The organism is Pararhodonellum marinum, assembly GCF_015354735.1.
GTDB classification, from domain to species: Bacteria; Bacteroidota; Bacteroidia; order Cytophagales; family Cyclobacteriaceae; genus Pararhodonellum; species Pararhodonellum marinum.
The window spans coordinates 1-24,732 of the sequence record NZ_JACEFJ010000016.1 but is presented as its reverse complement, the minus strand read 5'-3'; the positions used below and the strand labels follow the sequence as shown (position 1 = coordinate 24,732).

The following is a 24,732-nucleotide window of genomic DNA, read 5'->3' as shown; positions in this document are numbered from 1 at the left end:
CGCCTGAAGTCGGACAGGCCCGCCTGAAGTCGGACAGGCCCGCCTGAAGTCGGACAGGCCCGCCTGAAGTCGGACAAGGATAACTTTCATAGATTCAATTGATTTATACTAAATACATTATTGACGAACTATTCCCTTTATGGGGTAAAAACCTTCAAATAAATGCAAACTTAACAAAAAAATAATCTCACAATGAAAAATAAATTATTCCCTAAATTCCATCCCTTCAATTTTGTTTTTTAGTGTGGAGTTTTAATGCCATTCTATTTTTTAAAATGATCAGAATTTGAATTTGGGCTTAAAAATGAATTTCAGATACAGTTTTATGTTATTAAAACAGCAATTCACTTTTGTGATAAAAAATTTCAAATGAATAAATCAATTATAAATTGAAAAAACAAAAAGAATTTTTTGTTTGCATCGGTAAAATGGTATCTTCAGTTCGTTAAGGACCACAAAATAATTCTTTGATTTCCTTTTGTTTCTCTATATTAAGCTTTAATTTTATGTTTTAAAATTGGAGAATAATTGAAAAAAATGTAAGTATTAAAAGGAAGCGCTTTTAAACCTAATAAATTAAAATTTGATTATATCCCTACAAAATACAAAAATGAAACCAACCATTAAGATTTTTATTTTATGCCTTTTCCTGTCAACTGTATTTGAAGCGAAGGCTCAATTCTCAAGTAACCGGTATGCGGATGTTCAGACCTATGGTTTGGCCGGTGAAACGGCCATAGGTCTAAGACATGGGTACTACATTCACTTGGCCCCTTCCATCAATCACAAAATCACAGATAATTTGGCGATTGATTTTACAGCGGGCTACCGTTTCCCGAATTTGTACCATTTGAATGACGAAAACAGAAGGTTGGGGGCCATTACCACTATTCAATACCACATTCCCTTGTTTTTTAATCTTGAAAGTACCTTTTCCATTTACCCAGCATTGGGCGCACACATTGGTAGAACCGATTATACAAGGTCAAGAGAAAGTCATTTCTTAGCCGGAGAGGTGCATACCACCTTCGGGGTGTTGGGTGGATTGGGTATGGATTACAGAACTGCCCGATTTAATTTCAATTTTGAGTTTTTACCCGGATATGATTTCCTAACCCCTGAATATAGTGGTGGAAAAAATTTCTTTATGCGGAGAGGCGTTGGGGCATCTGTGAGGTATATTATCAATGCTCCCTTTTGATCTAATCTTGTAAACGATATTTAGCCATTGGTTTTCCAATGGCTTTTTTTTTCTTCTTTGGTCGTTAGGTTTAACTTAAAACATCAATCTTTCATTGAATTTGCTATTTCATGACGCTGTCTTTTCCCATTGAGGAGGTGCAGGTTGCCTTAACCAATAAAAGGCCAAGCATAAAAAAACCAATCCATCAAACAGACTGGTTTGGCATTAATCAAGAGGAATTTTATTTGGATATTCCTGAAGTGGGTTGTTTTTATGCAAAAGACGGAAACAAAGTTTCCGTATTTCCTTATCCTGAGGCTAGCAAGGAAAGCCTTTACCTGTATTTGCACGGGTCAGTATATGGTGCCATTCTCCATCAGCGAAAAATCATGCCATTGCATGGGAGCAGTTTTGTCTGGCAAAATCAGGGAATCCTGCTTTGTGGGGAATCCGGCGCTGGCAAATCATCTTTGACCACCGCTTTTTGCCAAGATGGAAGCAAGTTTGTCAGTGATGACGTTTCTCCTATTTTGTTTGAAGAAAACAGTCCTCAGGTTTGGGCCCTTTCTTCCCGCATCAAACTCTGGAAAGACAGCCTAAAACAATTGGAACAATCTTCCGAAAACCTTTCCAGAATTCTTCCCGACCAGGCGAAATTTTATTTCCCTATGCCTGAACCAAGCGGGAACAAGCAGCCCTTGCACCACATCCTTATGCTGGAGGTCAGTCCCGTGAAGCAGGTCCAATTCCAGCCTTTGGAAAGCAGTAAAAAGTTTGAGGCCTTGCGCAACGAAATCTACCGCTGGGAATTTCTTCAGGGCATGCCGGAAACCGAAGCTGCTTATCTCCCTCAATTGTTGCATTTGGCCGAATCAACAACGATAACCAAGGTGCTTAGGCCAAGGGATATTCCTATATTGGAAATGAAGGATGTATTAGAACGTTGGTTTATTGAGAATTTTACTTGATTTCTATTTTTCTGATGATATATGGCCTGTCGGCCGATATACAGCCTTTGGCTGATAAATGGGCTGTCGCCCGATATAGGATTTCGTTACAGAGATCGGTTTCTGTTTAAATATTTAGTAGGCTATTCCAAATTATGTATCTTAATTCATCATTCTAAATTCTAATCTCGTAAATCGTAAATCGTAAATTCCAATTCAAAATTTATCATTCATAATTCAAAATTCTCAATCTCTTAATTTGTAAATCGTAAGTCGTAATTCATCTTTCGCCATTCAAAATTCCCAAACTCGTAACTCATAACTCGTAAATCGTAATTCATTATTCGACATTCAAAATTCCAAAATCCGTAAATCGCAACTCGTAAATCGTAAATCGTAATTTACCATTCATCATTCATTGAGGAATCAGAATATGCTGTTTAGGGCTGTTTAGTATAAAGTTTTAACCCGATTTCAGATCTCATACACCTAATTCTTTAAATTTTATTCTAATTTGCCATAATGTTAGATTTTGATATGATTGATTTTAAACAGAATTTAGGTAATTCGTTTACAAGGAAAAAAGTATGATTCATTTGACAACCTTTAAAAACAAACCATAAAAATATTAGAATATATGCTGAACATACTTAAGAAAATATACCACGATTCCCCTAAACAAAATATAAAGGGAATTTTGAAAAAACTGAATCTAAAAACGGATGAGCCCCCTCAAAACGTATGGAACATCGGTAATTTGGAAGACATTGATGTTGTTCCATTCAAGTGGAACAACAAACAGAAAACAAATTATGACGAAATAGACTTTTCTGATATAGAATTTTATGATGAAGTTGTTCTTGCGGACATTGAAAATCTATTACAGGGAACCATAGAGGAAACAAATTATAGGAAAAGTGAAATGTCATATAAGGATAGGGCTTTTTTGAATGGAATTATTCGTAAGGCAAAGCCGAAAGTAATCGTAGAAATTGGCTTAAGTGCAGGAGGGAGTTCAAGTGTGATTCTAAATGCGATTCGCGATATGGAAAACACCAAACTCTATTCTTTTGATTACAATACTATATGGTATAGAGACGTACAAAAAAAGCAAGATAAAAATAGAAAGACAGGTTTTTTAGTCCATCAGATAGTTCCCGATCTTGAACCAAAATGGAAACTGTCTACAGGGGGTGTACCCTGTAAATATTTGGATGTTTTGCCTCAAGAAGGAATAGATATTTGTTTTATTGATACTGCACATTTTAATCCTGGGGAACATTTGAATATTTTAGAAATTTTTCCATTTATGAAAAAAAATGGGATCATTATTTATCACGATACGGCCTACCACGCATTAACACATCCAGATGGAATGACAACTTGTGTAGCGATAAATACGCTCAATGGAAAAAGGATTTTGTTAAAATCAGAAAAAACAATTGGTTTGCCGAACATAGAAGCCATTGTTTTGGACGAGAATGTTGAAAATATGCTCTATGGTTTGTTTTCAAATTTGAGTTTACCATGGAGAAATAAAGTTTCTAATGGTGATTTCATTGAAATGTTTAAGCATTTTTCAAAGTATTATTCAGCTGATCTAGTGAAGATTTATGTTTTTTATTCTTGTTTTTATATGAGTGGAGGTCTTAGGAACAAAAAATTAGCCAGGCAATTTGCAGAAACATATACAAAGCAGAATATAAAGGGAATTGGGTAACAAATAGCTTAAAAAAGGGATTGAATTTATATAAATCCTTTCTAATTGATATATGGCCTCTACCTACCCTAGACAAGTTCGGCCGAATTTTGCCTATCGGCGAAATAAAGGCTGACGCCTGAAATAGGTTTTCGATTAATAGAGCGGTTTGATGTCGAAAATTTAAAAACGATTCCAGTTCTTGTAAATCGTAATTCAAAATTCATCATTCGATATCCGGCATTCATCATTCCTTATTAAAAATTCTCAATCTCTTAAATCGTAATTCGTCATTGGGGCTTTGCTGTCACAGGCCTTCAGCCTGTTTCCAACTACTTTCAACTTCCAGCTTTGAGATTCAGGCTTATCCTCCGGTATCCCGTTTTTTTTTATTTTCCAAAACCAGATTATTCAATCGTTTCGGCATTAAGATTATCTGCAAAAATAGACTCGAGGCCGAAACAGTTGTGGTAGGATCGTTCTATCCCCGCGGTTCGACAGGCTCACCACAACGGTCGCGCTTTGCTTACCCGAGGTTATTGAAAAGTTCAGCCCTTTCAGGGCTGGTATTGGAGCGGTCTGGAATCCGAAACTTTAATGGTTTCCAAATCACGTAATTTGCAAATCGTAATTCATTATTCGAAATTCGAAATTCGAAATTCATCATTCTAAATTCTAATCTCGTAAATCGTAAATCGTAAATCCCAATTCGAAATTCATCATTCCTTATTCAAAATTCTCAAACTCTTAATTCGTAAATCGTAATTCATCCTTCGACATTCAAAATTCCCAAACTCGTAAATCGTAAATCGTAATTCGTAAATCTTATGAATCGTATTCCTGAGGTTCCTCCCAAAATTGTTCCGCTGCCAAAAAATACCAAAAGGCCTTTTTTTTCTGTGATGATTCCAGTGTACAATTGCGCAGAATATATGGTGGAAACCCTTGAAAGTGTGTTGAGGCAAGATATGGGTGAGGAAATGATGCAGATTGAAGTGGTGGATGATTGTAGCACGGATACGGATGTTTCGGCCCTAGTGGATAAGATCGGTCAGGGTAGGGTTCGGTATTTTAGGCAGGAATCTAATGTAGGAAGCTTAATAAATTTTCAGACATGCATCAATAGGGCAGAAGGACATTGGATCCACCTATTTCATGGAGACGACCGTGTGAAAGTGGGCTTTTACCAAAAATTAAAAGACTTGATAAAATTGAACCCTCAAGCAGGAGCTGCTTTTTGCAAATTTTCATTTATCAATCAATTTGGAAGGAAAATAAAGGATTCAATTTTTGATGAGGATAAGGCCGGAATACTTGAAAACGGGCTGATCACGATGGCCAAACACCATCCTGCTCAATATGTGAGTATGTTGGTAAAAAGAGAGGTTTACGAAAATTTGGGAGGATTTTATGGTGTCAGGTATGGTGAAGATTTTGAAATGTGGGTGAGGATAGCCAAGCATTACCCTATTGCCTACCTTCCTGAATATCTTGCTGAATATAGAAAAAGGAGAGGTGCCATTTCTTATCCTGACAAGGAATATGGACAGAATGCCAGAGATTTGGTAGCAACAATCAGGAGAGTTGAAAATTACTTACCTTCTCATGAGTCTCAAGTTATGGACATTCAAAAGAATTGGTGCTCAAACTATTGTATAGAAAAAGCAAGGAAAATTTGGATACAATCCCGTGACGAGCAATTGTCCAAGGAAATGTTAAAGTTGGCATGGGACTTAAAGGCAAAATCAGTTAGAGTGAAATACCGAATAATTAAATATTATCTGATTTTTTCATTTAATTTAGAATTAAATCAATAAGACATTGATTTGAAGCGATGGTAAAATTCAGGTAGTTTGCAACAGGAAGACAAAAAAAAATGGTCCTTGATCATTAAACCGAAAGCATCTTGGTTTGACCTCAACTTACATGATTTGTGGCGTTACCGGGATTTGTTGTTCATGTTTGTCCGCCGGGATTTTGTGTCCGCCTACAAACAGACTATTTTGGGACCTTTGTGGTATCTGATACAGCCCCTTCTTACCACCATCATGTTTATCGTGGTGTTTGATAAGGTAGCTGAAATCCCTACTGATGGCGCTCCCCCTGCCCTTTTTTACCTTTCCGGTTTGGTAATCTGGAATTATTTTGCCGCCTGTCTGAACAAAACCTCAGTTACCTTTACAGCCAATGCATCTATTTTCGGTAAGGTTTACTTTCCCCGTTTGATCATGCCGCTGTCCAATGTGGTTTCTGCCCTTATCGGTTTTGGCATTCAGTTGGCCTTGTTGTTTGTTTTGCTGGTCTATTTTCAAGTATTTCTTGAGGTCCCTTTTTACTTCAATGGCTACTTGGCCCTGATGCCCTTGCTTTTGCTTTTGGTAGCTGCCTTGGGATTGGGATTTGGGATCATCATTTCCTCCCTAACCACCAAGTACCGCGACTTGGCACTTCTCGTGGGCTTTGGAACTCAGCTCCTTATGTTTGCCACGCCTGTAATCTACCCTTTGTCTTTTTTTGAAGGAAAATACAAAACTTTTATGCTGGCCAATCCCTTGACCCCCATCATCGAGCTTTTCCGGTATTCGATTTTAGGAGTTGGAGATTTTAATATGACTTATTTGACCTATAGCATTTGTTTTACCTTAATGGCTTTGGCGATAGGGGTGTTGATTTTCAATAAGATTGAGAAAAGCTTTATGGATGTGATTTGAGCGCTATGGCAGAAGTGGTAATCAAGGTAGAAGGACTGTGCAAAAAATACCGCTTGGGTGTGATCGGTACCGGCATGCTCAGCAAAGACCTAAATATCTACTGGGCCAAATTGCGGGGAAAACCCCATCCTTATGCCAAAATTGATGGAGATCCAAAAAGTTTTGAGGAAGGGGATTTTTGGGCTTTGAAGGACCTTAATTTTGAGGTAAACCAAGGAGAAGTTTTGGGCATTGTGGGGAGCAATGGAGCGGGTAAATCCACACTCCTTAAAATACTTTCCAGGGTCACCACCCCTACTTTGGGAGAGATCAAACTGGATGGCAGAATGGCCAGTTTATTGGAAGTGGGTACCGGTTTTCACCCGGAACTGACAGGCAGGGAAAATATTTTCCTCAATGGTGCCATTCTAGGGATGACCAAGCAAGAGATCAGGAGTAAATTGGATGAAATCATCGCCTTTTCAGGAGTTGAACAGCACATTGATACGCCGGTGAAAAGGTACAGCAGTGGCATGTATGTGCGATTGGCCTTTGCGGTGGCTGCCCATTTGGAGCCTGAGATTTTGGTGGTGGATGAAGTTTTGGCGGTGGGTGATGCTGATTTTCAGAAAAAATGCCTGGGAAAAATGCGGGATGTATCTCGAAACGACGGGCGAACTGTTCTTTTTGTCAGTCACAGTCTGCAAGCTGTTAAAAACCTCTGTGACCGGGCCTTGTGGCTGGACCAAGGCCGCCTGATGGACATGGGTGAGGTGACGAATGTGGTCAACCAATATGCTTCCAACAAAAAAGCCTTGCAATGGCTGAAAGAATTTTCAGGACCTGATGAGGCGATAGGCAACCAATGGGCAAAGGTCAAAAAAGCACAAATCATCCCTCAGTTATCAAGTCCGGATGAGATTTTTGACATCCGAACTCCCATTAAAGTGGTATTTCAATTTTGGAATCTGCAGGATGCGGTAAGGTTGAGCGTGGAATTGGCGGTATATGCCTACGGTGGTGAATGCATTTTTGTGGTGCCATCTGCTTCAGCGGTTTACCAGAAAGGGCTGATTCACAGTGAATGCATGATCCCGGGAAATTTGTTGAACAATGGCAGTTATTTTATCAGTCTTTATGTCGTCAAGGATACCACCACCACCTTATTTGAATGGCACGAATGCCTTTCTTTCGACTTGGAGGATTACAGAGGTGAAATCCAATGGTATGGCAAATGGCATGGGGCTGTGCGGCCAAAATTGCCATTTGTGGTGAAGCCAATTGAAGAACATGGATTTAACTTAAAGGGAGAAATATGAAGTGCATTGCCATCATGCAGCCCTATCTTTTCCCTTACATTGGTTACTTCCAACTGATAGCCTCAGTTGATCAATTTGTCTTGCTGGATGATGTCAATTACATCAAAAGAGGCTGGGTAAACCGCAATGCCATTGTGGTCAATCAACATCTTCAAGGTTTTACTGTTCCGGTTGAAAAGGTTTCTCAAAATAAACTGATCAAAGACCTGGAGCTAATGGAAGATGGTAAATGGAAAAGCAAACTCTTGAAAACCATTGCGTTTTCGTACAAAAAGGCCAGGGAATTCTCTCAGGTTTACCCTTTAATGGAAGATATCATCCATCATGAAGAAAACAATCTTGCCTGTTTCATTTATAACAGTATTGAGGCCATTACAACCTACCTGGAAATTGATACCCCCTTGGTAATGAATTCACACCGCGAAAATCATGATCACTGGAAAGGGCAACAGCGCATCATTCAAATCTGCAAAAGAGAAAAGGCAGGTCAATACCTCAATTTGAGGGGGGGCTGGGAACTCTATCATAAGTCTTTATTTGACGAGCATGGACTAAAATTGAGTTTTTTGGATGTTCGGTTTCAGCCTTATCCCCAACCTTATCCGCAATTTATCCCGAGCTTGTCCATCATTGATGTGCTGATGCACAATTCAAAATCTGAGGTGAAAGCCCTGTTGCAGGCCTGTGACATCAAAGATGCTTAAGTGGTCCCTGAAAAGTTTTCCATGACGATGACCCGAAAATTAATCCCTTTGTCTGAACCTGCGGAGTGGAAAAGTGCCCTTGAGGGAATTCCGCATGCTTTTGGGCATACCTGGGAAAACTGTCAGGCCATGCATTTGACTACGGGCTATCCTACTTTTTTATTTGTGGCCCAAAAGGGAAATCAAAAAATAATCTGTCCCATTACTGAACGGGTGTACAGGGGATATACAGATATTTTGACCCCTTATGGATTTTCCGGATTTGCCGGGGATCTTCACACATTGGATCTTGAAAAGGTTTGGAGCAGTTTTGTTAAGGAGAGGGGGTATATTTGTGGTTTTATTGGGTTAAATCCTTTGTTTTCAAATCCAATTGAAATGAACCCTAAAGAAATACATTGTTACAATACCTTATTTCTACTGGATTTAAAGCCATCCATCCAAGACATTTACCAAGGATTTTCTGAAAACAGAAAAAGGCAAATAAAAAAATTCGATAAATTGGAAATTACCATTACACAAGATAAAAAGTTGACTTTGCCTTTTTTCCTTGATCATCTTCATCCGTTTATGAAAGAGAAAAAGGCTGGTAAAGTCAATTTCTGGTCAGCGAAAACCATGGATCTTCTGATGGGAGTGGAGAACGTATTCACATTTGGCATAATGGAAGCCGATAAAATAATAGCAGCTTCCCTCTTTGCCATTACCCCTTTTTGCGGAGAATATTTAACCAATGTCTCATTGTCTAAAGGAAAGGACATGGGTGTCCCACTCATCTGGGAAGCGATCAAAAAGCTAAAATCCCAAAATATTCCTTACCTTAATTTGGGTGGAGGGATCAGGGAAGGGGACGCTCTGGCGGACTTCAAAAGACGCTTTGGAGCGACAAAGCACCCCCTATGTTCGTTAAAGCAAGTTTATAATGAAGGTATTTACAGAAGTTTATGTTTGGAAAAAGGCTTGGATCCAGATAAAAAAAATGGATTCTTTCCCCCTTATTGGTTAAATGCTTAGTTTCGGATCTTAGTTTTTGGTATTGGTTTTCCCTGCTTTGATTAATCACATAGAAACATAGTTGACATAGTGGTTTTCTGCTTAGGAAGGCTTGGTCTCCTTACATGAATGAATCAAAAAACTATGTGTCCTATGTGCCTATGTGCTAAACCTTTGGAAACCAAACAAAGGGGTAAAAAATGAAAATCTGTAACAAACGCAAAAGTATTCCCAGCAAATCAATTTACCATGTTTAAAAAAACTGCTACTTTTTATGATGCCTTATACCACTTCAAAGATTATGAAGAGGCCAGCGAGAAATTGGTTACGTTGATCAAGCAATACCGGCCGGAGGCAAAAACTTTATTGGATGTGGGTTGTGGGACAGGGAAGCATTTGAGCTTTCTTTCCCGTCATTTGCAGGCCGAAGGGCTGGATTTGGATCTAGGTTTATTGGAAGTGGCCCGGAAGCGCTGTCCTGATCTGACTTTTTACCATGGGGATATGTGCCAATTTCAGTTGGATCAGCAATATGATGCAGTGGTCTGCCTTTTCAGTTCGATTGGATATGTGCAAACCAAAGAAAACCTAAGCAAAGCCATTCAAAATATGGTGAACCATCTGGTATCCGGCGGTTTTTTGTTGATTGAGCCATGGCTGTATCCTGATCAATATTGGGAAAAGCATCTGGTAGCCAATTATGCAGACCAACCTGACCTTAAAATAGCATGGATGTATGTTCAGGAAAGGGAAGGAGACACCTCCTTATTCGACATCCATTATCAGGTGGGCACAAAGGACGGAATAGAGAATTTTCAGGAAATTCACCAAATGGGCCTTTGGTCGGATCAGGAATATAGAGATGCATTTCAAAAGGCGGGTATTGAAGCGCATTATGATCAAAAAGGCCTTTTTGGACGTGGGATGTATTTTGGCACTAAATCAAAATAACCGTTGGAAAGAATTAAACTCAGTGTTTGGATCACCACCTACAACCATGAAGCATTTATTGCCCAGGCCTTGGACAGTGTGTTGATGCAGCAAACTGATTTTGATTTTGAAATCGTCATCGGTGAAGACTGCTCCACCGATCAGACCAGGGCCATCGTCCTTCGGTACAAGCAAAATTACCCGGAAAAAATCCGATTGTTTTTACCCGAAAAAAACCTTGGCATGGCCAAAATGTTTGAAGCTACCTATGCCCTGTGTCAGGGTGAATACCTGGCTTGGTTGGATGGAGATGACTATTGGACAGATCCTCAAAAACTTCAAACCCAGGTAGATTTTTTGGATCAGAATCCGGATTTTGTTTTAAGCAGCCATAGCGTAAAAAGATTGGACCTCATAAAAAAAACTTTTTTGGACCACATCAATGAACTCGGACTTCAGGGAGAAGTTTCTACAGATCTATTGATTGGGAATCAAAATCCATTTTATGCCCCTTCCATTGTTCATAGAAATATTCTGGGGTCGAAATTGCCAGATTGGATTTTTTCTTTACCATTTCTCGATTTAGGAATATATTTTTTATTGAATGAAAAAGGTAAAATGCATTATGTGGACGAAGTATGGGCAACCTATCGCATCCATAAAAATGGAAACTGGTCCAGTTTAGATAATTTTGAGAAATCAAATGCATTCAGATTGTTTTTCGATGCCATTTTAAAACATATTGATCATTTCCCAAAATGCAATATTTATTACCACAGAATAGTTAAACTAATTGAAAAGTTCAAGAAGGAAATGATAGAATATGACTTTTCAGAAAGGAGTTTTTACAGATCAAAATTGAATGGGTTACCTATTCCCATTAAATACAGGTTCAAGTTGTTTTTACATTTGATGAAAAATAAATAGGGTCCAATGATCAGGTAATTTGATATTTCATTTTACGGTAACTCCTTTTCTTACCTTATCTACTTATTATCAGGTATTATAAGACGTAAAATTATTGCCTTAATATCAGATTTTAATAAAATTTATAGACCTAAGCAGGGTGCATATTTTTTTAAACAAACTGAATAGTCAGGTAATTTGAACCTTCATTGTATCTTACCTTTAAATTTCACTAAATTTGTAAAAAATTTAATATCAACCGTATAATCGGGTTTTCTGAAATTTAATCTCCTTATGGTTACTTTATTTATATTTTTTAATTCGGTTTTCAAATACATATATAAGGCCATACATTATCTAAACAAGCCAATCTATTTTTTTCAAACTTTGGTCATTGGTTTTTTCCTTGGAATTTTAGATCTTAAGGACTTGCATGAAATCGATGTAAAAATTTATACCAAAAGAAAGCACTACCGATCGGATAAACACAACAAGGCCCCTCTGTTTAATTGGGAACGGGAAGCCATTCAAGAATATTTTTCCAAAGGGAGCAGGATTTTGATAATAGCCGTGGGAGGGGGAAGAGAAGCCTATAATCTTTTCAAGTTAGGCTATGAGGTTCATCCTTACGAATATAATGAAGAGCTGAGGCAATTTGGCAATGATTTTTTTCTAAGGGAGGGGATGCCCCTTACAATTGGAGACGTAAAAAGAGATGCTTTTCCAAATACTACCCTTACATTTGATGGAATCATCATTGGATGGGGGGCTTATACCCATATAAAAGGAAGGGATCTTCGAATTACCCACCTGAAGCAGGCTTACGAATTGCTGAATCCTGAAGGATTTCTGATGATTTCCTTTTGGCCATGGAGTCATCGTTACTTAAATTTAAATCGGATCCATAAAATTGGAAATTTTTTTTCTAGGCTAAGTGGGAATAACAAGGTAGAGTTGGGTGATGCATTGATGCCGGAATTTTGCCATTTTTATAAGCAGGAGGAAATAGAATTGGAATTGCAACTTTCCGGTTTGAAAGTAGTGAAATATAGTGAAGAAGAATATGGACATGCAGTTGCCTACAAACCTTCAAGGAAAAATGAAGCAGTTCAATAAGATATGGAAATGGGAAAATGGAGAAATAGCGTTGTTTTTAAAAACTTTAGTGTACTTATTTTTAACAAAGTTAATGCTTATTCTGTTTTCCTTAAAATTCTTGGTGAAGAGAACAAAAAAGATTGAAGGAAGTACTGATCCTTTGGATAAAGGGTATCTGATAAAGCTATCAAAATCTATTTACCGTGCCAATAAGTTTGCCTTTTGGTCCAATTCTTGTATAGTTTCCTCGTTGGCAGTAAGGTGGATTTTGAATGGAAAAAAAATCCCTTCAAAGTTGTATATCGGAGCTGGAAAAGATAAGAAAGGAGAATTTTTGGCACATGCCTGGCTTGAAGTAAATGAGGGAGAAATTGTAAAAAAAGAAGGAGATTTTATAATTTTATTTGTTTATTGATGTTTTATTATGATATAAACTTAGCTTAAAATTTATCTAAAAATGGAGTACTATAATTTTTATATTAATTAAATGTATATCTTTGTAAAAAATTAATTCTATTTGACATGAAACATTGGGATAAACCAAAAGTGACAATTTTGGACATAAAAAAGGAAACTAAAGGCTTTGTACCTATGGATCCCATGGAAGGGCCCCCTCCTGCTAAAAATATAAATTCCAACGAGGGTGCACCTGGATCAAGATTTTTTTCCTAAATATAGTTTGATTGATGTTTATTGGATTTGTTTCTGAAGAAATTCCATCTAATTCAGGAATATTTTTAAAATTAAAAAATAAATACCTCGACCGTGGATTTGATATACAAGATGTAAGTTTTTCAGGTGGCCATATTGCATTACTTCAATCACCCCTTTCAAAACAAAAGGATAAAATTAAATTGAAGGAAAATGTATCTTTTTATCAAGGTACGCATGAAAGTGTCTTTGTTTTTTTTCAGGGTAACCTTTATAACCGACCTGAATTATTGCCTTTTTTGGAGGATAAATTAGAATCAGAGGCTCAATTGATTTTCGAACTGTTTAAAAGGGAAGGGACTGATTTCGCAAGTAATTTATTGGGGGAGTTTGCTATTTTTATTTATGATAAAAAAAAACATCGATTATTCCTGATTCGAGACCATTTGGGAACAAAACCTTTAAGCTGTGCGATTTTATCAGAGGGTTTTCTTTTCGGAAACGACGGGGTTTCCATATCCAAGATCCTTGGAATAAACCAAAATTTGCTCAAGAAATATTTGGTCCAGCAGTATCAGCATTACACCAAAGATTACCATTTACTTCCCTCCAAAAAAGTCTTCCGTATCTTACCGGGTCATTTTTTGGAATACGATTTCAAAAAATCCCGGTTGATCAAGTATTGGGAACCTGAATCCATCAGTTTGGTTGAAGGCAAATCTTATGATCAACACTTTTTCGAAATTCGATCTTTAGTGGAAAATGCAGTCAAAGTGAGGTCTCAACACATCGCGGAATTTGGAGTACATTACAGTGGCGGCATAGATTCAGCCTTGATTGCTACGATCACAAAAAAGCTTTATCCACGTACAAAACCAAAAGCTTTTGCATGGATTGATCAATCACTTTTAGATTCGGGGCAGTTTGAGGCTGATTGGATGAAAGAATCTGCTAGAATCTTAAATATTGACCTTATGGGAAATGAGCTATCTCCCCATGACTACGTTGAATTTTTGAAAAACCCATGGAATATGTCCAATACCATTTTAGAGGAGGGAGTTAGGCAAAAGGCTGATCAAAATGGAGTAGAAGTAATTTTAAGTGGCTGGGGAGGGGATGAATTTATCAGCATAGACAATAAAGCAGTTTTTACGGATTTATTTTTTTCCGGAAACTGGAAATCATTGTTGCAATGTTATCCAATTTCAAATTTCCCCAGATTTATTTGGATGATTTATTATCATGTTATAGTGGCTTCCACTGGGTTTCGTGTTCCAAGAAAATTAATTCATGACAAATATTATGAGTTTTTCAAAAAAGCCAAAATCAATCGGGCTGTACCCAAAAATAAGCTTTACAAGTGGAAAACGAGGAATGATTTGCACCGGTTTTACCTCTACAATGGCCATATTGCAGAAAGGCTGGAAGATTGGTATATCAATGGTCAACTTCACGGATTGGAGTATAGGTATCCTCTTTTAGACAAAAGAATAGTTGAATACATGTTTGCGGTTCCGAGTGCCATTCTGGTTTCAAAGGATTGTAAGGGAAGAGGTTTTGTTAGGGACATGTTGAACCATTTTTTTAAACCTGAGCAACTTCAGTTTTTTTCCAAAAGAGACAGTGGCATGTTAACAGGACTAATTGAATTGGAGAGTAAGGTAAACGAAGTTTTAATTAATGAACTCAAGGATATTGAAAATTGCGATTTTCTTGATTTTATAGATTTTGAAAAATTGAAAAGAGAAATCAATTTTAATCTAAATTCAAATATGAATATAGGAAATACAGATTATCATATTCTAACAATTTTGAAAAAAAATAAAGAGAATTCTTCTTTTTTCTTTGATTAATTTTATCTAAAATTGTGTCGTAAACAATTAATTTGATTATTATGAAACCGAACTTTTATTATTCTTTACTATTTATTTTGGTTCTTTTTTCGGTTGGGTGCATGTCCGAGAAAGATGACATGGAAAGTGATGTGCTCTTTAGTGTACTTCAAGAAAATGATGGTATTACCATATTGCAATTCAATAATGTGACTTTGGAAAAACAGGATGATAATCCTTTTGCGATAATTTATTCAAAGCCTTATGAATTTGATGCCATTCCACAGTTTGGAAGAAGGTTAAGAAATGATGAAATGACGCTGGTGTACATGCAATGGTATGAGAGTAGTTCTGGTCCTGTTTGGCGACCTATTCCTATTTCTACTTTTGCGACGCCCGAGACGAGTATAAATTATACAACAGAAACTTCCCGCAGAAGAGTAACTTTTTTCTTGGAAACTATAGGGGATCCTACAGGGTTTGACATAGATAATGAGCCAGTATTATGGGATGATTTAGTTTATAGGGTTTTGGTCATTCCCACTGATAATTTCATCAATGTTCCCGGAAGAATGGATTTTTCTGATTACGATGCAGTGGTTAAATATTTTGGAATTACGGAAGAAAATACAGTTGAGATAGATTATTAATTTGCTATAAAATTATGAGAAAGGGGTTGTTTAACCCCTTTTTTTATGTCCAAATTTATTTGGGATTCCTGATTCAAAACTGAATGCAAGAAAAGCCCAAAGCCGGAAGCTGAAATTGAAAAAACAGAATGACGGGATTTCTAAAGAACAGTTAGAATAGCTCAAAGTGTGAAGCTCAAAGCTGAAAGCAGTAAAAAACAGGCTGAAGGCCTGTTACAGCAAAGCCCCAAGCAATGCCTGGGGTAAGTCAAATTTGTTTTTTATCCAGCCTGTAAAGCTCGGACTTTTCAGAGTTTTGAATTTTTAATTACGAGTTACGATTTACGAATTATGAGTTTGGAATGATGAATGTCGAATTTTGATTTACGAGTTACGATTTACGGGTTTGGAATGATGAATGTCGAATTTTGAATAATGAATAATGAATGAAAAAACATATTTGGAATACCCTACTTAATATTTAAATCGAAACCGATCTCTGTATCGAAATCCTATATCGGGCGACAGCCCATATATCAGCCAAAGGCTGTATATCGGCCGACAGCCCATATATCCTCAGAAAAATAGAAAAATCTCAAACCTTTTCGTTTACATCCATTTTCTGATCCTATCGAGCGTCAGCCCATATTTCGCCGTAAGGCATATTTCGGCCAAATGCCGAATTTAACCGGAAAGGGCTTTTTTCGTCCAAAGGCCATATATCATCTAAGCAAATCACATTCTACTTAGATTGAACCAAATACCAGTTTTTAATTAGCTTTGTAGAATGACCTGGACCCGTGAAAAACTGTATCACCGCCACCGACTCAGCCACAGACAGATTGATGATTTGTTGGGGGTGGCACATCAGGGGGATGAAATGGCAGAGAAAGTGACACAACTGGAAAAACTCCGGTTTTTTTTTCAGGTAGCTCAGGATTTAATAAAAGCCAACATTTGGTTTGTTGTTTTGAAAGGCCCCCTACTGTCCCAAAGGCTATACAAAGATCCTACTTACCGGTATTACAAGGATTTCGATTTCCTGCTTAACCCGGAGGATGTTACACAGGCCATTGAATTGCTGGAACAGGCAGGGTTGAAGCCCCTGAACTTCCATTGGCCAAAGTCCATCAGCCAACAGAACAAGGTGCTTGGCTATCTAAACCAAATCAACCTGGTGAATGAAGAAACAGGCCTTTCTATTGAGCTTCATTGGAAACTTTTTCATTGGAAAGTGGTAGCCCCTTCGGCCATGAGGGAGCATATACTTTCAAACACAGAGGAGCTTACCCTATCCGGTATTCAATTTAAAGTGCTTTCTCCTGAATTCGAATTATTGTATCTGATCATTCACGGTGGATTGCATGCCTGGTTTAGGCTGAAGTGGCTCGTGGATATTCAGGTCTTTCTGAGGTTGGGATTGATTGATGTGGGAAAATTTAAAAAGTTGGTCAGAGATTTTAAGGCAGAAAAAATTGTGGCCTTGGCAGCGGCTTTGTTGGAGGATCAGCTTCAGAATAGAACCAATTTGGGTTTCCAGAAGTATCTGGATCATTCCACATTTGTCTTTTGCCAGGAAAGGTTACTAAGTGAACATGAACTGCCTTACCATGACATTCACAGTTTCAGAAAACATCTGCAATACAAATGGAGACTTTTTCCAAATATGTCCTATAAACTGAGTCTCCTCAAATTTTCCACCTTTCGGGATAAGGAAGTCAACCATTCCAGCTTGCCCCTACATCCTGTTTCAGCCCTCGCCCAAAGGGCCTGGGACAGGATATGGGGAAAATGATCAATGCCTACTTTTGCCCTCCATAGAACAAAAAAACCCTGTCCACATTCAGACAAGGGTTTTTCTTTTTGACCTTTAGGGTCACTCAAATCACAGAAAAAAAATAGATTAAAAAATGATCATATTATCCGACAAAAAATCATAAAAAGTTTATTCTCATACTCAACTCACAACCTAAATTTTAAAGATTAAAGAACCACTTTCTCCAAAATGGATAAGTAGATATGTAATGGGTTACGGTCAATTGGACCTGAGCCATGTGGTCATTTCCTCTGTTGTGGCCGATGTTTCCGTCTAAGTTGTCAGAAAGGCCATACATCAAAGTCCCTTGCATGCCCACGTCAAAGGTGCCATTGATCGGTAAGGTAAATCCAATCCGAACAGGTACATAAGCCGCCGTAGTGCTGACTTCTTCCATCAAATCTCCGGCATCCCTAAAAACGGATTGCTTTCTATCTACATGCACTACCCCCAAACCTAGGCCCGCAAAAAGATTGAATTTTTTGCGGAACATCTGACATTCGTAAGGAAATAGGTAAGCAGTAGGCACAATGTCAAAGGTATAGGCGTTGCCCCTGAAACTATAGGCCTGCCCTTCTTCACCCCAGTTTCGGTGAACTTCCTGAGAGAAATTGCCCTCATTGCTTCTCACCCGCTGAGCGCCCAAAGTGGCGTTCAATCTTACGGTGGGCGTGATCCGTTTGCCGTAGGCGATGGCCATTGCCGGCTGCACTTTGGAAGCGAAATTGGATAGATCGCCGGAATTATCGGCAAATATCATGGATGGTCCCATGTGTAGGGAAATGGTATGTTTTCGGATCAATCCTTCTTTGTAGAAATTTTGCGCGTGGGTGATCGAAGTCAAAAAAACCAAAATCACCAGGGTAATTAAATAATGCTTATTCATAAGTATAGCGTAAAAGTGGATGATTAATGATCCAAATTTAGCAATAAAATGTATAATACAAAATAAAAAGTGTATTTTGTTTTATAAAAAATGCATTTCGTAATTATAAAAAAGTCTTTAACGCATATCAAATTACTCAAAAAACCCGTATTTCTGCTTATTTGGAGGGATTTTTACTGAAAAGGGATGGACAGGGTCTTTTTGAAAAAAAAATTGTTTTTTTTGATAAATAGGTGTTTGATGCTCAGGGAATTGGGGTGTTTAATAAATTTCGGACCCTATAAAAGCTGAAAGTGGAGAGGACTTGACGGATGTCGGATGTTCGGATGATAAAATGGTAAGAAGTGAAAGGTAAGGGGTGGTAGGTGGGATGTAAGTGGTAAGAATTGTGGGTTTGAAGTTGGAAGCTGGAAAACTTGCTGGATGTCGGATGTTGGATGACGGATGTGAAAATGGTAGGAAGTAGTAGGTGGGATGTAAGTGGTAAGAATTGTGGGTTTGAAGTTGGAAGCTGGAAGTAGGGAAACTTGCTGGATGTCGGATGCTGGATGACGGATGTGAAAATAGTAAGGGGTGGTAGGTGGGATGTAAGTGGTAAGAATTGTGGGTTTGAAGTTGGAAGTTGGAAGTTGGGAAAACTTGACGGATGTCGGATGTGAAAATGGTATGAGGTTGTATGTGGGATGTAAGTGGTAAGAATTGTGGTTTTGAAGTTGGAAGCTGGAAGTAGGGAAAACTTGACGGATGTCGGATGCTGGATGACGGATGTGAAAATGGTAGGAAGTTGTAGGTGGGATGTAAGTGGTAAGAGTTGTGGGTTTGAAGTTGGAAGCTGGAAGTAGGGAAAACTTGACGGATGTCGGATGCTGGATGACGGATGTGAAAATGGTAGGAAGTTGTAGGTGGGATGTAAGTGGTAAGAATTGTGGGTTTGAAGTTGGAAGCTGGAAGTTGGGAAAACTTGACGGATGTCGGATGCTGGATGACGGATGTGAAAATGGTAAGAGGTTGTATGTGGGATGTAAGTGGTAAGAATTGTGGGTTTGAAGTTGGAAGCTGGAAGTAGGGAAATGACGGATGTCGGATGCTGGATGACGGATGTGAAAATGGTAAGAGGTGGTGGGTGAATTGGATAGGATTTCAGATAAATTAAATAGCTGGAAGCTCAAAGGTGAAAGCTGAAAGAAAGAAAACAGGATATCAGAAGAACTGAAAAACAGAGTAACAGATGGAAAGCTCGAAGCTCAAAGGTGAAAGCAGTGATAATTGGGTGAAAGGTAGCAAGTGAAAGGTAAGAGGTGGGTGAAATGGATAGGATTTCAGATAAAATTAAATGGCTGGAAGCTCAAAGGTGAAAGCTAAAAGAAAGGAAAACAGGATATACGAAGAACTGAAAATCGGAGGATCAGAAGGGGAGGAAGTAATTGAGGTTTTTATAAATTACAGAATTTCATAAGCCATGTTCCTAAAGTCGAATAAACCACTTTTTCCAAAATGGGGTGGTAGAAATGTAATGGGTGGCTGTAAGCTGTATCTGTGCCAGGTGGTCATTGCGGTTGTTGTAACCCACATTGCCATCCAGTTCATCCGAAAAGGTATACATCAGTGATCCTTGTATGCCGAGGTCAAAAATTCCGTTGAATGGCACGACCAAGCCTATCCTTACAGGAATGTAAGGGGCAGTATTGGAGGCGTTTTGGCTGATGTCGCCAGTTTCATTGAATACATATTGGGTACGGCTTACGCTCATGACGCCAAGACCAAATCCTCCATAAAGGTTGATCCGCTTTCGAAACATGTGGTTTTCAAACGGATATAGGTAGGCGACCGGTACGATGTCAAACATGGTGGCATTGCCCGTAAATTTATAGGCCTGTCCCTCTTCTGCCCATTGCCGATAGATGGATTCTGAAAATACACCCTCATTGCTTCTTACCCCCTGAAAACCCAAGGTAGCCGTCAACTTTACCATTGGCGTAAGTTGTTTGCCATAAGAAAAGGCCATCATGGGTTGAAACCTCAAGTCAAAAGTCCTTGGACTGCCTCCATTGTCTGCGTACATAAAGCCTGAACCCAAGTAAAATGATACGGTATGCTTTCTGGGCAAAGCTTCCCTATATAGGTCCTGACCAAAACATGCTATAGACGGAAGAAGGTACAGTAAGAGGGCGATTGGGTATAATGACTTCATACTCGGGGTTTTACAGGTATTGCTAACAAATCAAATATAACAAGAAATGCCTCATGGTAAAATTAAATTTGCATTATATAAACTGATTAATGTGTTTTATGTTGGAATTTCCGAATTGCTTGTTTCGATTTGGGAGTTCCGATTTGGGAATTAGTGAGTTTAAAGCTCAAAGCTCAAACCTGAAAGCTGAAAGTGGGGAGAATAGAAAATAGATAAACAGAAGAACAGAAAAACGGAATACCAAAGGAAAAACCATTTTTTGCGTCACTCTGAGCGCAGCGAAGCCTGCCCGCCAAAGGAGGGAGTCTTAGAAATTTCGGAGAGATGCCTGCCCAGCCTTCAGGCGGGCCTGCCCAGCCGTCAGGCGGGCTTCGGCAGGCTCAGCATGACGTATTGGGACGAACTGTCATAAACTGCTGCATGACGCCCCAATTACCGTCACCTTGAGCCTGCCGAAAGGTCTTCGTCATTTCGGAGCGAAAATCCTCTGTATATACGAAAAGATACCTGCCCGGCCTTCAGGCGGGCCTGCCCGAAAGAACAGGCGGGCTTCGGCAGGCTCAGCATGATGCAATGGGACGATCTGTCCTAATGCTACATGACGCCCCAATTACCGTCACTCTGAGCGGAGTGAAGCCTGCCCGCCAAAGGAGGGAGTCTTCTTCCTTTCGGAGCGAGAATTATCCGTATGTACAAAGAGATACCTGCCCGGCCGTCAGTAAAAGGTAAAAATTGTGGGTTAGAAGTTGGAAGCTGGTAGTAGGAAGTTGGGAAAAACTTGACGGATGTCGGATGACGGATGTTAAAATGGTAAGAGGTTATAGGTTGTAGGTGGGATGTAAATGGTAAAAATTGTGGGCTTGAATTTGGAAGCTAATGGGTTAGGGAAACAGGATATCAGAAAACAGAGAATCGGAAAACAGAGCTAAGAGGTAAAAATTGTTAAAGGTATTAGATTATACATACAGAGAATCAATTTTTGATGACAAGCTCAAAGCTGAAAGCTTCGTAATTTTTAACTCAAAATCCGTAATTCCAAATTCGGCATTCGTAAATCCAAATTCGACATTCGTAAATAAAAAAACAGGCAGGCACCATGAAAGTACCTGCCTGCTTGGCAAAGGGAGAAAGAACAAACCTAATTCATCCTATCCAACACCTCAAACCTGGAGGAATTACTGATGTATTCCGGTACCAGCGTCTTGATGTGGCGGACCAGGTCAGTTTCGGAATTTCTCCTTAAAATATCGTGGAAGATCAATATCTGGGTATCTACCCTTTCATATGATCCACAACTGAGTTTCGCAATCTTGATTTTGGGGTGGTGGGTTACTTTCACCTGCTCTTCGTCATTGAGGAGCTCCTCATAGAGTTTTTCACCGTCCCGAAGACCTGTAAATACTATCTTGATGTCTCTGTCCAGCATTTTACCGCTCAATTGGATCATTTTCTTGGCCAAATCCACAATTTTAACCGGTTCACCCATGTCAAACACATAGATTTCACCCCCATGTCCCATGACCGCCGCTTCGAGAACCAGTTCGCAGGCCTCAGGGATCGTCATGAAATAGCGCGTGATGTCGGGATGGGTCACCGTGATGGGACCTCCTTTTTTGATTTGTTTTTTGAACAGGGGAATGACAGAGCCATTGGATCCCAACACATTGCCGAAACGGGTGGTGATGAATTTGGGGTATCCGGATTTATGGGTCAGCTCAAGGTATTGGTTGAGGGATTGCACGTACATTTCAGCGGCTCTTTTGGTCGCACCCATCACATTGGTGGGATTGACGGCCTTGTCTGTGCTTACCAAAACAAACTTTTCAGCCTTATGGAAAACGGCCATGTCGGCCACGATTTTGGTTCCGATGATGTTGCATTTTACGGCTTCTTCCGGATACTTTTCCATCATGGGCACATGTTTGTATGCGGCCGCATGGAAAATCACCTGGGGACCGAAGGCCTTGAAAATTTCGCCGATCCGCTTTTCATTTCTTACATCTGCAAGCAAAACCTCTATCGGGGTATTTAATTCCAGTGCATGAATTTCCTGTTCGATGTCATAAAGTGCTGATTCAGCTTGATCCAAAAGCAGCAGTTTGGATGGGTTGTAATGAACGATCTGTCTGCAAAGCTCACTGCCTATGGATCCGGCTGCACCGGTCACCAAGACCACCTTGCCTTCCAATTCTTCTTTGATCAAAGGATTGTTGAGACAGATAGGCTCTCTACTCAGCAAATCCTCAATCTTGACATCCCGGATCTGTTTGCTGTTCAGGTCACCATTGACCCACTGATGTACAGGGGGGACAATCCTTGGATTGATCTTTAAGCGAAGACACTCATCGATGATTTCTCTTCTTCTTTTGACCGAGAGGTCTTGGGCAGAAATGATAAGGTCAGTCACCTTTTTCTCCAACACCAGGTTTTCCAGGGCCTCAGTGCCATAAAGTATTTTTACGCCTTGGATAAATTTTCCGCTTTTTTTCGGATCGTCGTCCAAAAAGGCCACTACTTTGTATTTGATCTGTCGGTCTTTTTCGATCACGGAACTGGTCAGCAATCCAGCTTCCCCTGCTCCGAAAATGATGACTTTGGCCTCTTTCCTCGGGTCCTTTTTGATGGTTTGGAATAACTGTTTGACCAAAAGCCGGTAAAAAACCAATCCGATCAGGGACAGCAGCGACGCAATGATCAACACCGAAGTGGGCATCAGGAATTTTTCCCCGAACACATGCACCGCAATCAGGTTGACCATGGCAAGGAGAATGAAATTAATCGAAATGGTCAGGACGATATTTTGTCCGTCCCGGATGCCCGTATGCCTGACGATACCAATGTAACTCTTGGTAAAAATCATGACGAGCAATCCACCCAGCATAAATACCAGGGAGGAAAGCAGTACGTTTTCCTGACTGAATTTGGAGAGTTCTAAATTGACGCGGATGAAGTTGGCAAAGATGGCACAACTCAATAGGATTATCCCATCCAAGACGATGATAATCCATCTCGGAAGGATATTTAGATTTTTCAAAAAGTTCATGGTAAAAATGTTCAAATTGAGGTTGGTTAAATAAACTTAGTTTTCAATGGTTCCTACTTTAGGGACAAATATAATGAATAAATGACATTATTACTTCAAATTATCAAGTTTAATAATTTGTTCATCCTGCGTCAATACTTTCATAATCAGCCTTTTTGGGACTTTTTGAAGGGATTTGAAAATTATCTGGAATTTACCATCAGGTTTGCAGACTTGAGGTCTCTACCTATCCAAACATTTCCGTCCGGAACATCTTTGTGAACGGTACTGCCTGCTGCGATTTTGCACCAACTACCGATGGTTACACCCGGTAGAATGATGGAATTGGCGCCAATAAGGGAACCTTCACCTATGGTAATGCCACCACAAAGGGTGGTTTGGGGAGCGATGTGCACAAAATCTCCTATGATACAATCATGGTCTATGGATGCGCCTGTATTGATGATGGCTTGTTTGCCGATTTCACAGTTGACTTTGATGATCACTCCTTCCATCACCACGGTACCCTTATCAATCACTGCTCTTTTGGAAATGATGGCACTGCGGTGCACCACTTTTCCATACCAAGTTTCCTTGCTGAGTCGATTTGCGATTCTGTAGCGAACCACATTGTCTCCAATGGCAATGAACAAAGGGGCATCAAGAATCCTGTCATAGCAAAAAGGTCCCAAAACAGGATAATCTAGGATGGTGGAAATATCTGGATTGTCGTCAAAAATGCCGTGAATGATTTCGTTGTCTTCAATCAAATCTATCATCACTCTAGCATGACCGGAAGCTCCGTAAATATACATAATTGGTAGTTGAAAAATCCGAACTATACGGGAAAGTAAAGGTTTTTGATTAGTTTCAAAAACGAATGAACAATTTTTTTTAGGCCTTTTTTTGGAACAAAATATGGTTTTATAAATATATAATAGTAGAAAAGAATTTATATTTTGATAAAAATCAAATTTGCCTTTTTGAAATACAAATATGCTGATGCAAATGGGGCGTAAAATAATTGGTTTTTAGGTACAAAAATTATCCAAATAAATTCTTTTTCCAGTTTAGATTCCCCAAATCTGAAATAAAGTGCGGGTTTTCAGCAAGTTTCGATCATATCAAATCCGATTGATTAATTCGTAATTCTTAAATCGCAAATCATCATTTATGACTGAGGGAAAGGGGGATGTAGAATTTTGAATTACGATTTACGATTTACGGATTTTGGAG

General features: G+C 39.1%; 19 protein-coding genes. 15 read left to right on the top strand and 4 right to left on the bottom strand.

Going from position 1 to position 24,732, the window contains the following annotated elements:
* The first annotated feature begins 610 nt into the window (after positions 1 to 610).
* The 15 genes from H1A14_RS20500 (at position 611) to H1A14_RS20430 (ending at position 17,376) form a co-directional block, all read left to right on the top strand.
* On the top strand, positions 611 to 1,201 hold the full coding sequence (locus H1A14_RS20500) for a hypothetical protein (protein WP_194778176.1): 591 nt from the start codon (positions 611 to 613) through the stop codon (positions 1,199 to 1,201).
* A 110-nt stretch (positions 1,202 to 1,311) separates the two neighbouring features.
* Complete coding sequence (locus H1A14_RS20495) at positions 1,312 to 2,151, top strand: ATP-binding protein (protein ID WP_194778175.1); 840 nt, start codon at positions 1,312 to 1,314, stop codon at positions 2,149 to 2,151.
* A gap of 616 nt (positions 2,152 to 2,767) precedes the next feature.
* On the top strand, positions 2,768 to 3,850 hold the full coding sequence (locus H1A14_RS20490; protein ID WP_194778174.1) for a class I SAM-dependent methyltransferase: 1,083 nt from the start codon (positions 2,768 to 2,770) through the stop codon (positions 3,848 to 3,850).
* Between the two features lie 806 nt (positions 3,851 to 4,656).
* The gene (locus H1A14_RS20485; RefSeq protein WP_194778173.1) at positions 4,657 to 5,646 is read left to right on the top strand and encodes a glycosyltransferase family 2 protein; all 990 of its coding nucleotides are present in this window, start codon (positions 4,657 to 4,659) and stop codon (positions 5,644 to 5,646) included.
* 66 nt (positions 5,647 to 5,712) lie between these two features.
* Complete coding sequence (locus H1A14_RS20480) at positions 5,713 to 6,540, top strand: ABC transporter permease (RefSeq protein WP_228527905.1); 828 nt, start codon at positions 5,713 to 5,715, stop codon at positions 6,538 to 6,540.
* A 5-nt stretch (positions 6,541 to 6,545) separates the two neighbouring features.
* Positions 6,546 to 7,838 carry an ABC transporter ATP-binding protein gene (locus H1A14_RS20475; protein ID WP_194778171.1) on the top strand — a complete coding sequence of 431 codons (1,293 nt, stop codon included), beginning with the start codon at positions 6,546 to 6,548 and terminating at the stop codon, positions 7,836 to 7,838.
* Positions 7,835 to 8,542, top strand: a complete 708-nt coding sequence (locus H1A14_RS20470; protein WP_194778170.1) for a WbqC family protein — start codon at positions 7,835 to 7,837, stop codon at positions 8,540 to 8,542. Before H1A14_RS20475 ends, H1A14_RS20470 begins: the two co-directional genes overlap by 4 nt.
* Before the next feature lie 27 nt (positions 8,543 to 8,569).
* Positions 8,570 to 9,556, top strand: a complete 987-nt coding sequence (locus H1A14_RS20465; RefSeq protein ID WP_194778169.1) for a hypothetical protein — start codon at positions 8,570 to 8,572, stop codon at positions 9,554 to 9,556.
* Between the two features lie 228 nt (positions 9,557 to 9,784).
* Complete coding sequence (locus H1A14_RS20460) at positions 9,785 to 10,486, top strand: class I SAM-dependent methyltransferase (protein ID WP_194778168.1); 702 nt, start codon at positions 9,785 to 9,787, stop codon at positions 10,484 to 10,486.
* Between the two features lie 3 nt (positions 10,487 to 10,489).
* Entirely contained in the window at positions 10,490 to 11,392 is a 903-nt protein-coding gene (locus tag H1A14_RS20455) for a glycosyltransferase family 2 protein (RefSeq protein WP_194778167.1), read from the top strand.
* A gap of 366 nt (positions 11,393 to 11,758) precedes the next feature.
* Complete coding sequence (locus H1A14_RS20450) at positions 11,759 to 12,487, top strand: class I SAM-dependent methyltransferase (protein WP_194778166.1); 729 nt, start codon at positions 11,759 to 11,761, stop codon at positions 12,485 to 12,487.
* Positions 12,471 to 12,884 carry a lasso peptide biosynthesis B2 protein gene (locus H1A14_RS20445; protein WP_194778165.1) on the top strand — a complete coding sequence of 138 codons (414 nt, stop codon included), beginning with the start codon at positions 12,471 to 12,473 and terminating at the stop codon, positions 12,882 to 12,884. Before H1A14_RS20450 ends, H1A14_RS20445 begins: the two co-directional genes overlap by 17 nt.
* A gap of 439 nt (positions 12,885 to 13,323) precedes the next feature.
* Complete coding sequence (locus H1A14_RS20440; protein ID WP_194778164.1) at positions 13,324 to 14,973, top strand: asparagine synthase-related protein; 1,650 nt, start codon at positions 13,324 to 13,326, stop codon at positions 14,971 to 14,973.
* Between the two features lie 41 nt (positions 14,974 to 15,014).
* Positions 15,015 to 15,602 (top strand): hypothetical protein, encoded by a 588-nt coding sequence (locus H1A14_RS20435; protein WP_194778163.1) that lies wholly within the window; start codon positions 15,015 to 15,017, stop codon positions 15,600 to 15,602.
* A gap of 766 nt (positions 15,603 to 16,368) precedes the next feature.
* Positions 16,369 to 17,376, top strand: coding sequence for a nucleotidyltransferase family protein (locus H1A14_RS20430; protein WP_194778162.1), 1,008 nt, complete (start codon positions 16,369 to 16,371; stop codon positions 17,374 to 17,376).
* 181 nt (positions 17,377 to 17,557) lie between these two features.
* On the opposite strand, the gene H1A14_RS20425 is transcribed toward H1A14_RS20430, so the two are convergent.
* The 4 genes from H1A14_RS20425 to H1A14_RS20410 all read right to left on the bottom strand — a co-directional run bounded on the left by H1A14_RS20425 (position 17,558) and on the right by H1A14_RS20410 (position 24,311).
* Complete coding sequence (locus tag H1A14_RS20425) at positions 17,558 to 18,283, bottom strand: hypothetical protein (protein WP_194778161.1); 726 nt, start codon at positions 18,281 to 18,283, stop codon at positions 17,558 to 17,560.
* Positions 18,284 to 19,748: 1,465 nt separating this feature from the next.
* Positions 19,749 to 20,474: a DUF6089 family protein gene (locus H1A14_RS20420; RefSeq protein ID WP_194778160.1), complete on the bottom strand. Its 726-nt coding sequence runs from the start codon at positions 20,472 to 20,474 to the stop codon at positions 19,749 to 19,751.
* Positions 20,475 to 21,612: 1,138 nt separating this feature from the next.
* The gene (locus H1A14_RS20415) at positions 21,613 to 23,517 is read right to left on the bottom strand and encodes a polysaccharide biosynthesis protein (RefSeq protein WP_194778159.1); all 1,905 of its coding nucleotides are present in this window, start codon (positions 23,515 to 23,517) and stop codon (positions 21,613 to 21,615) included.
* Between the two features lie 182 nt (positions 23,518 to 23,699).
* Positions 23,700 to 24,311: an acetyltransferase gene (locus H1A14_RS20410; protein ID WP_194778158.1), complete on the bottom strand. Its 612-nt coding sequence runs from the start codon at positions 24,309 to 24,311 to the stop codon at positions 23,700 to 23,702.
* Between the last annotated feature and the right edge of the window lie 421 nt (positions 24,312 to 24,732).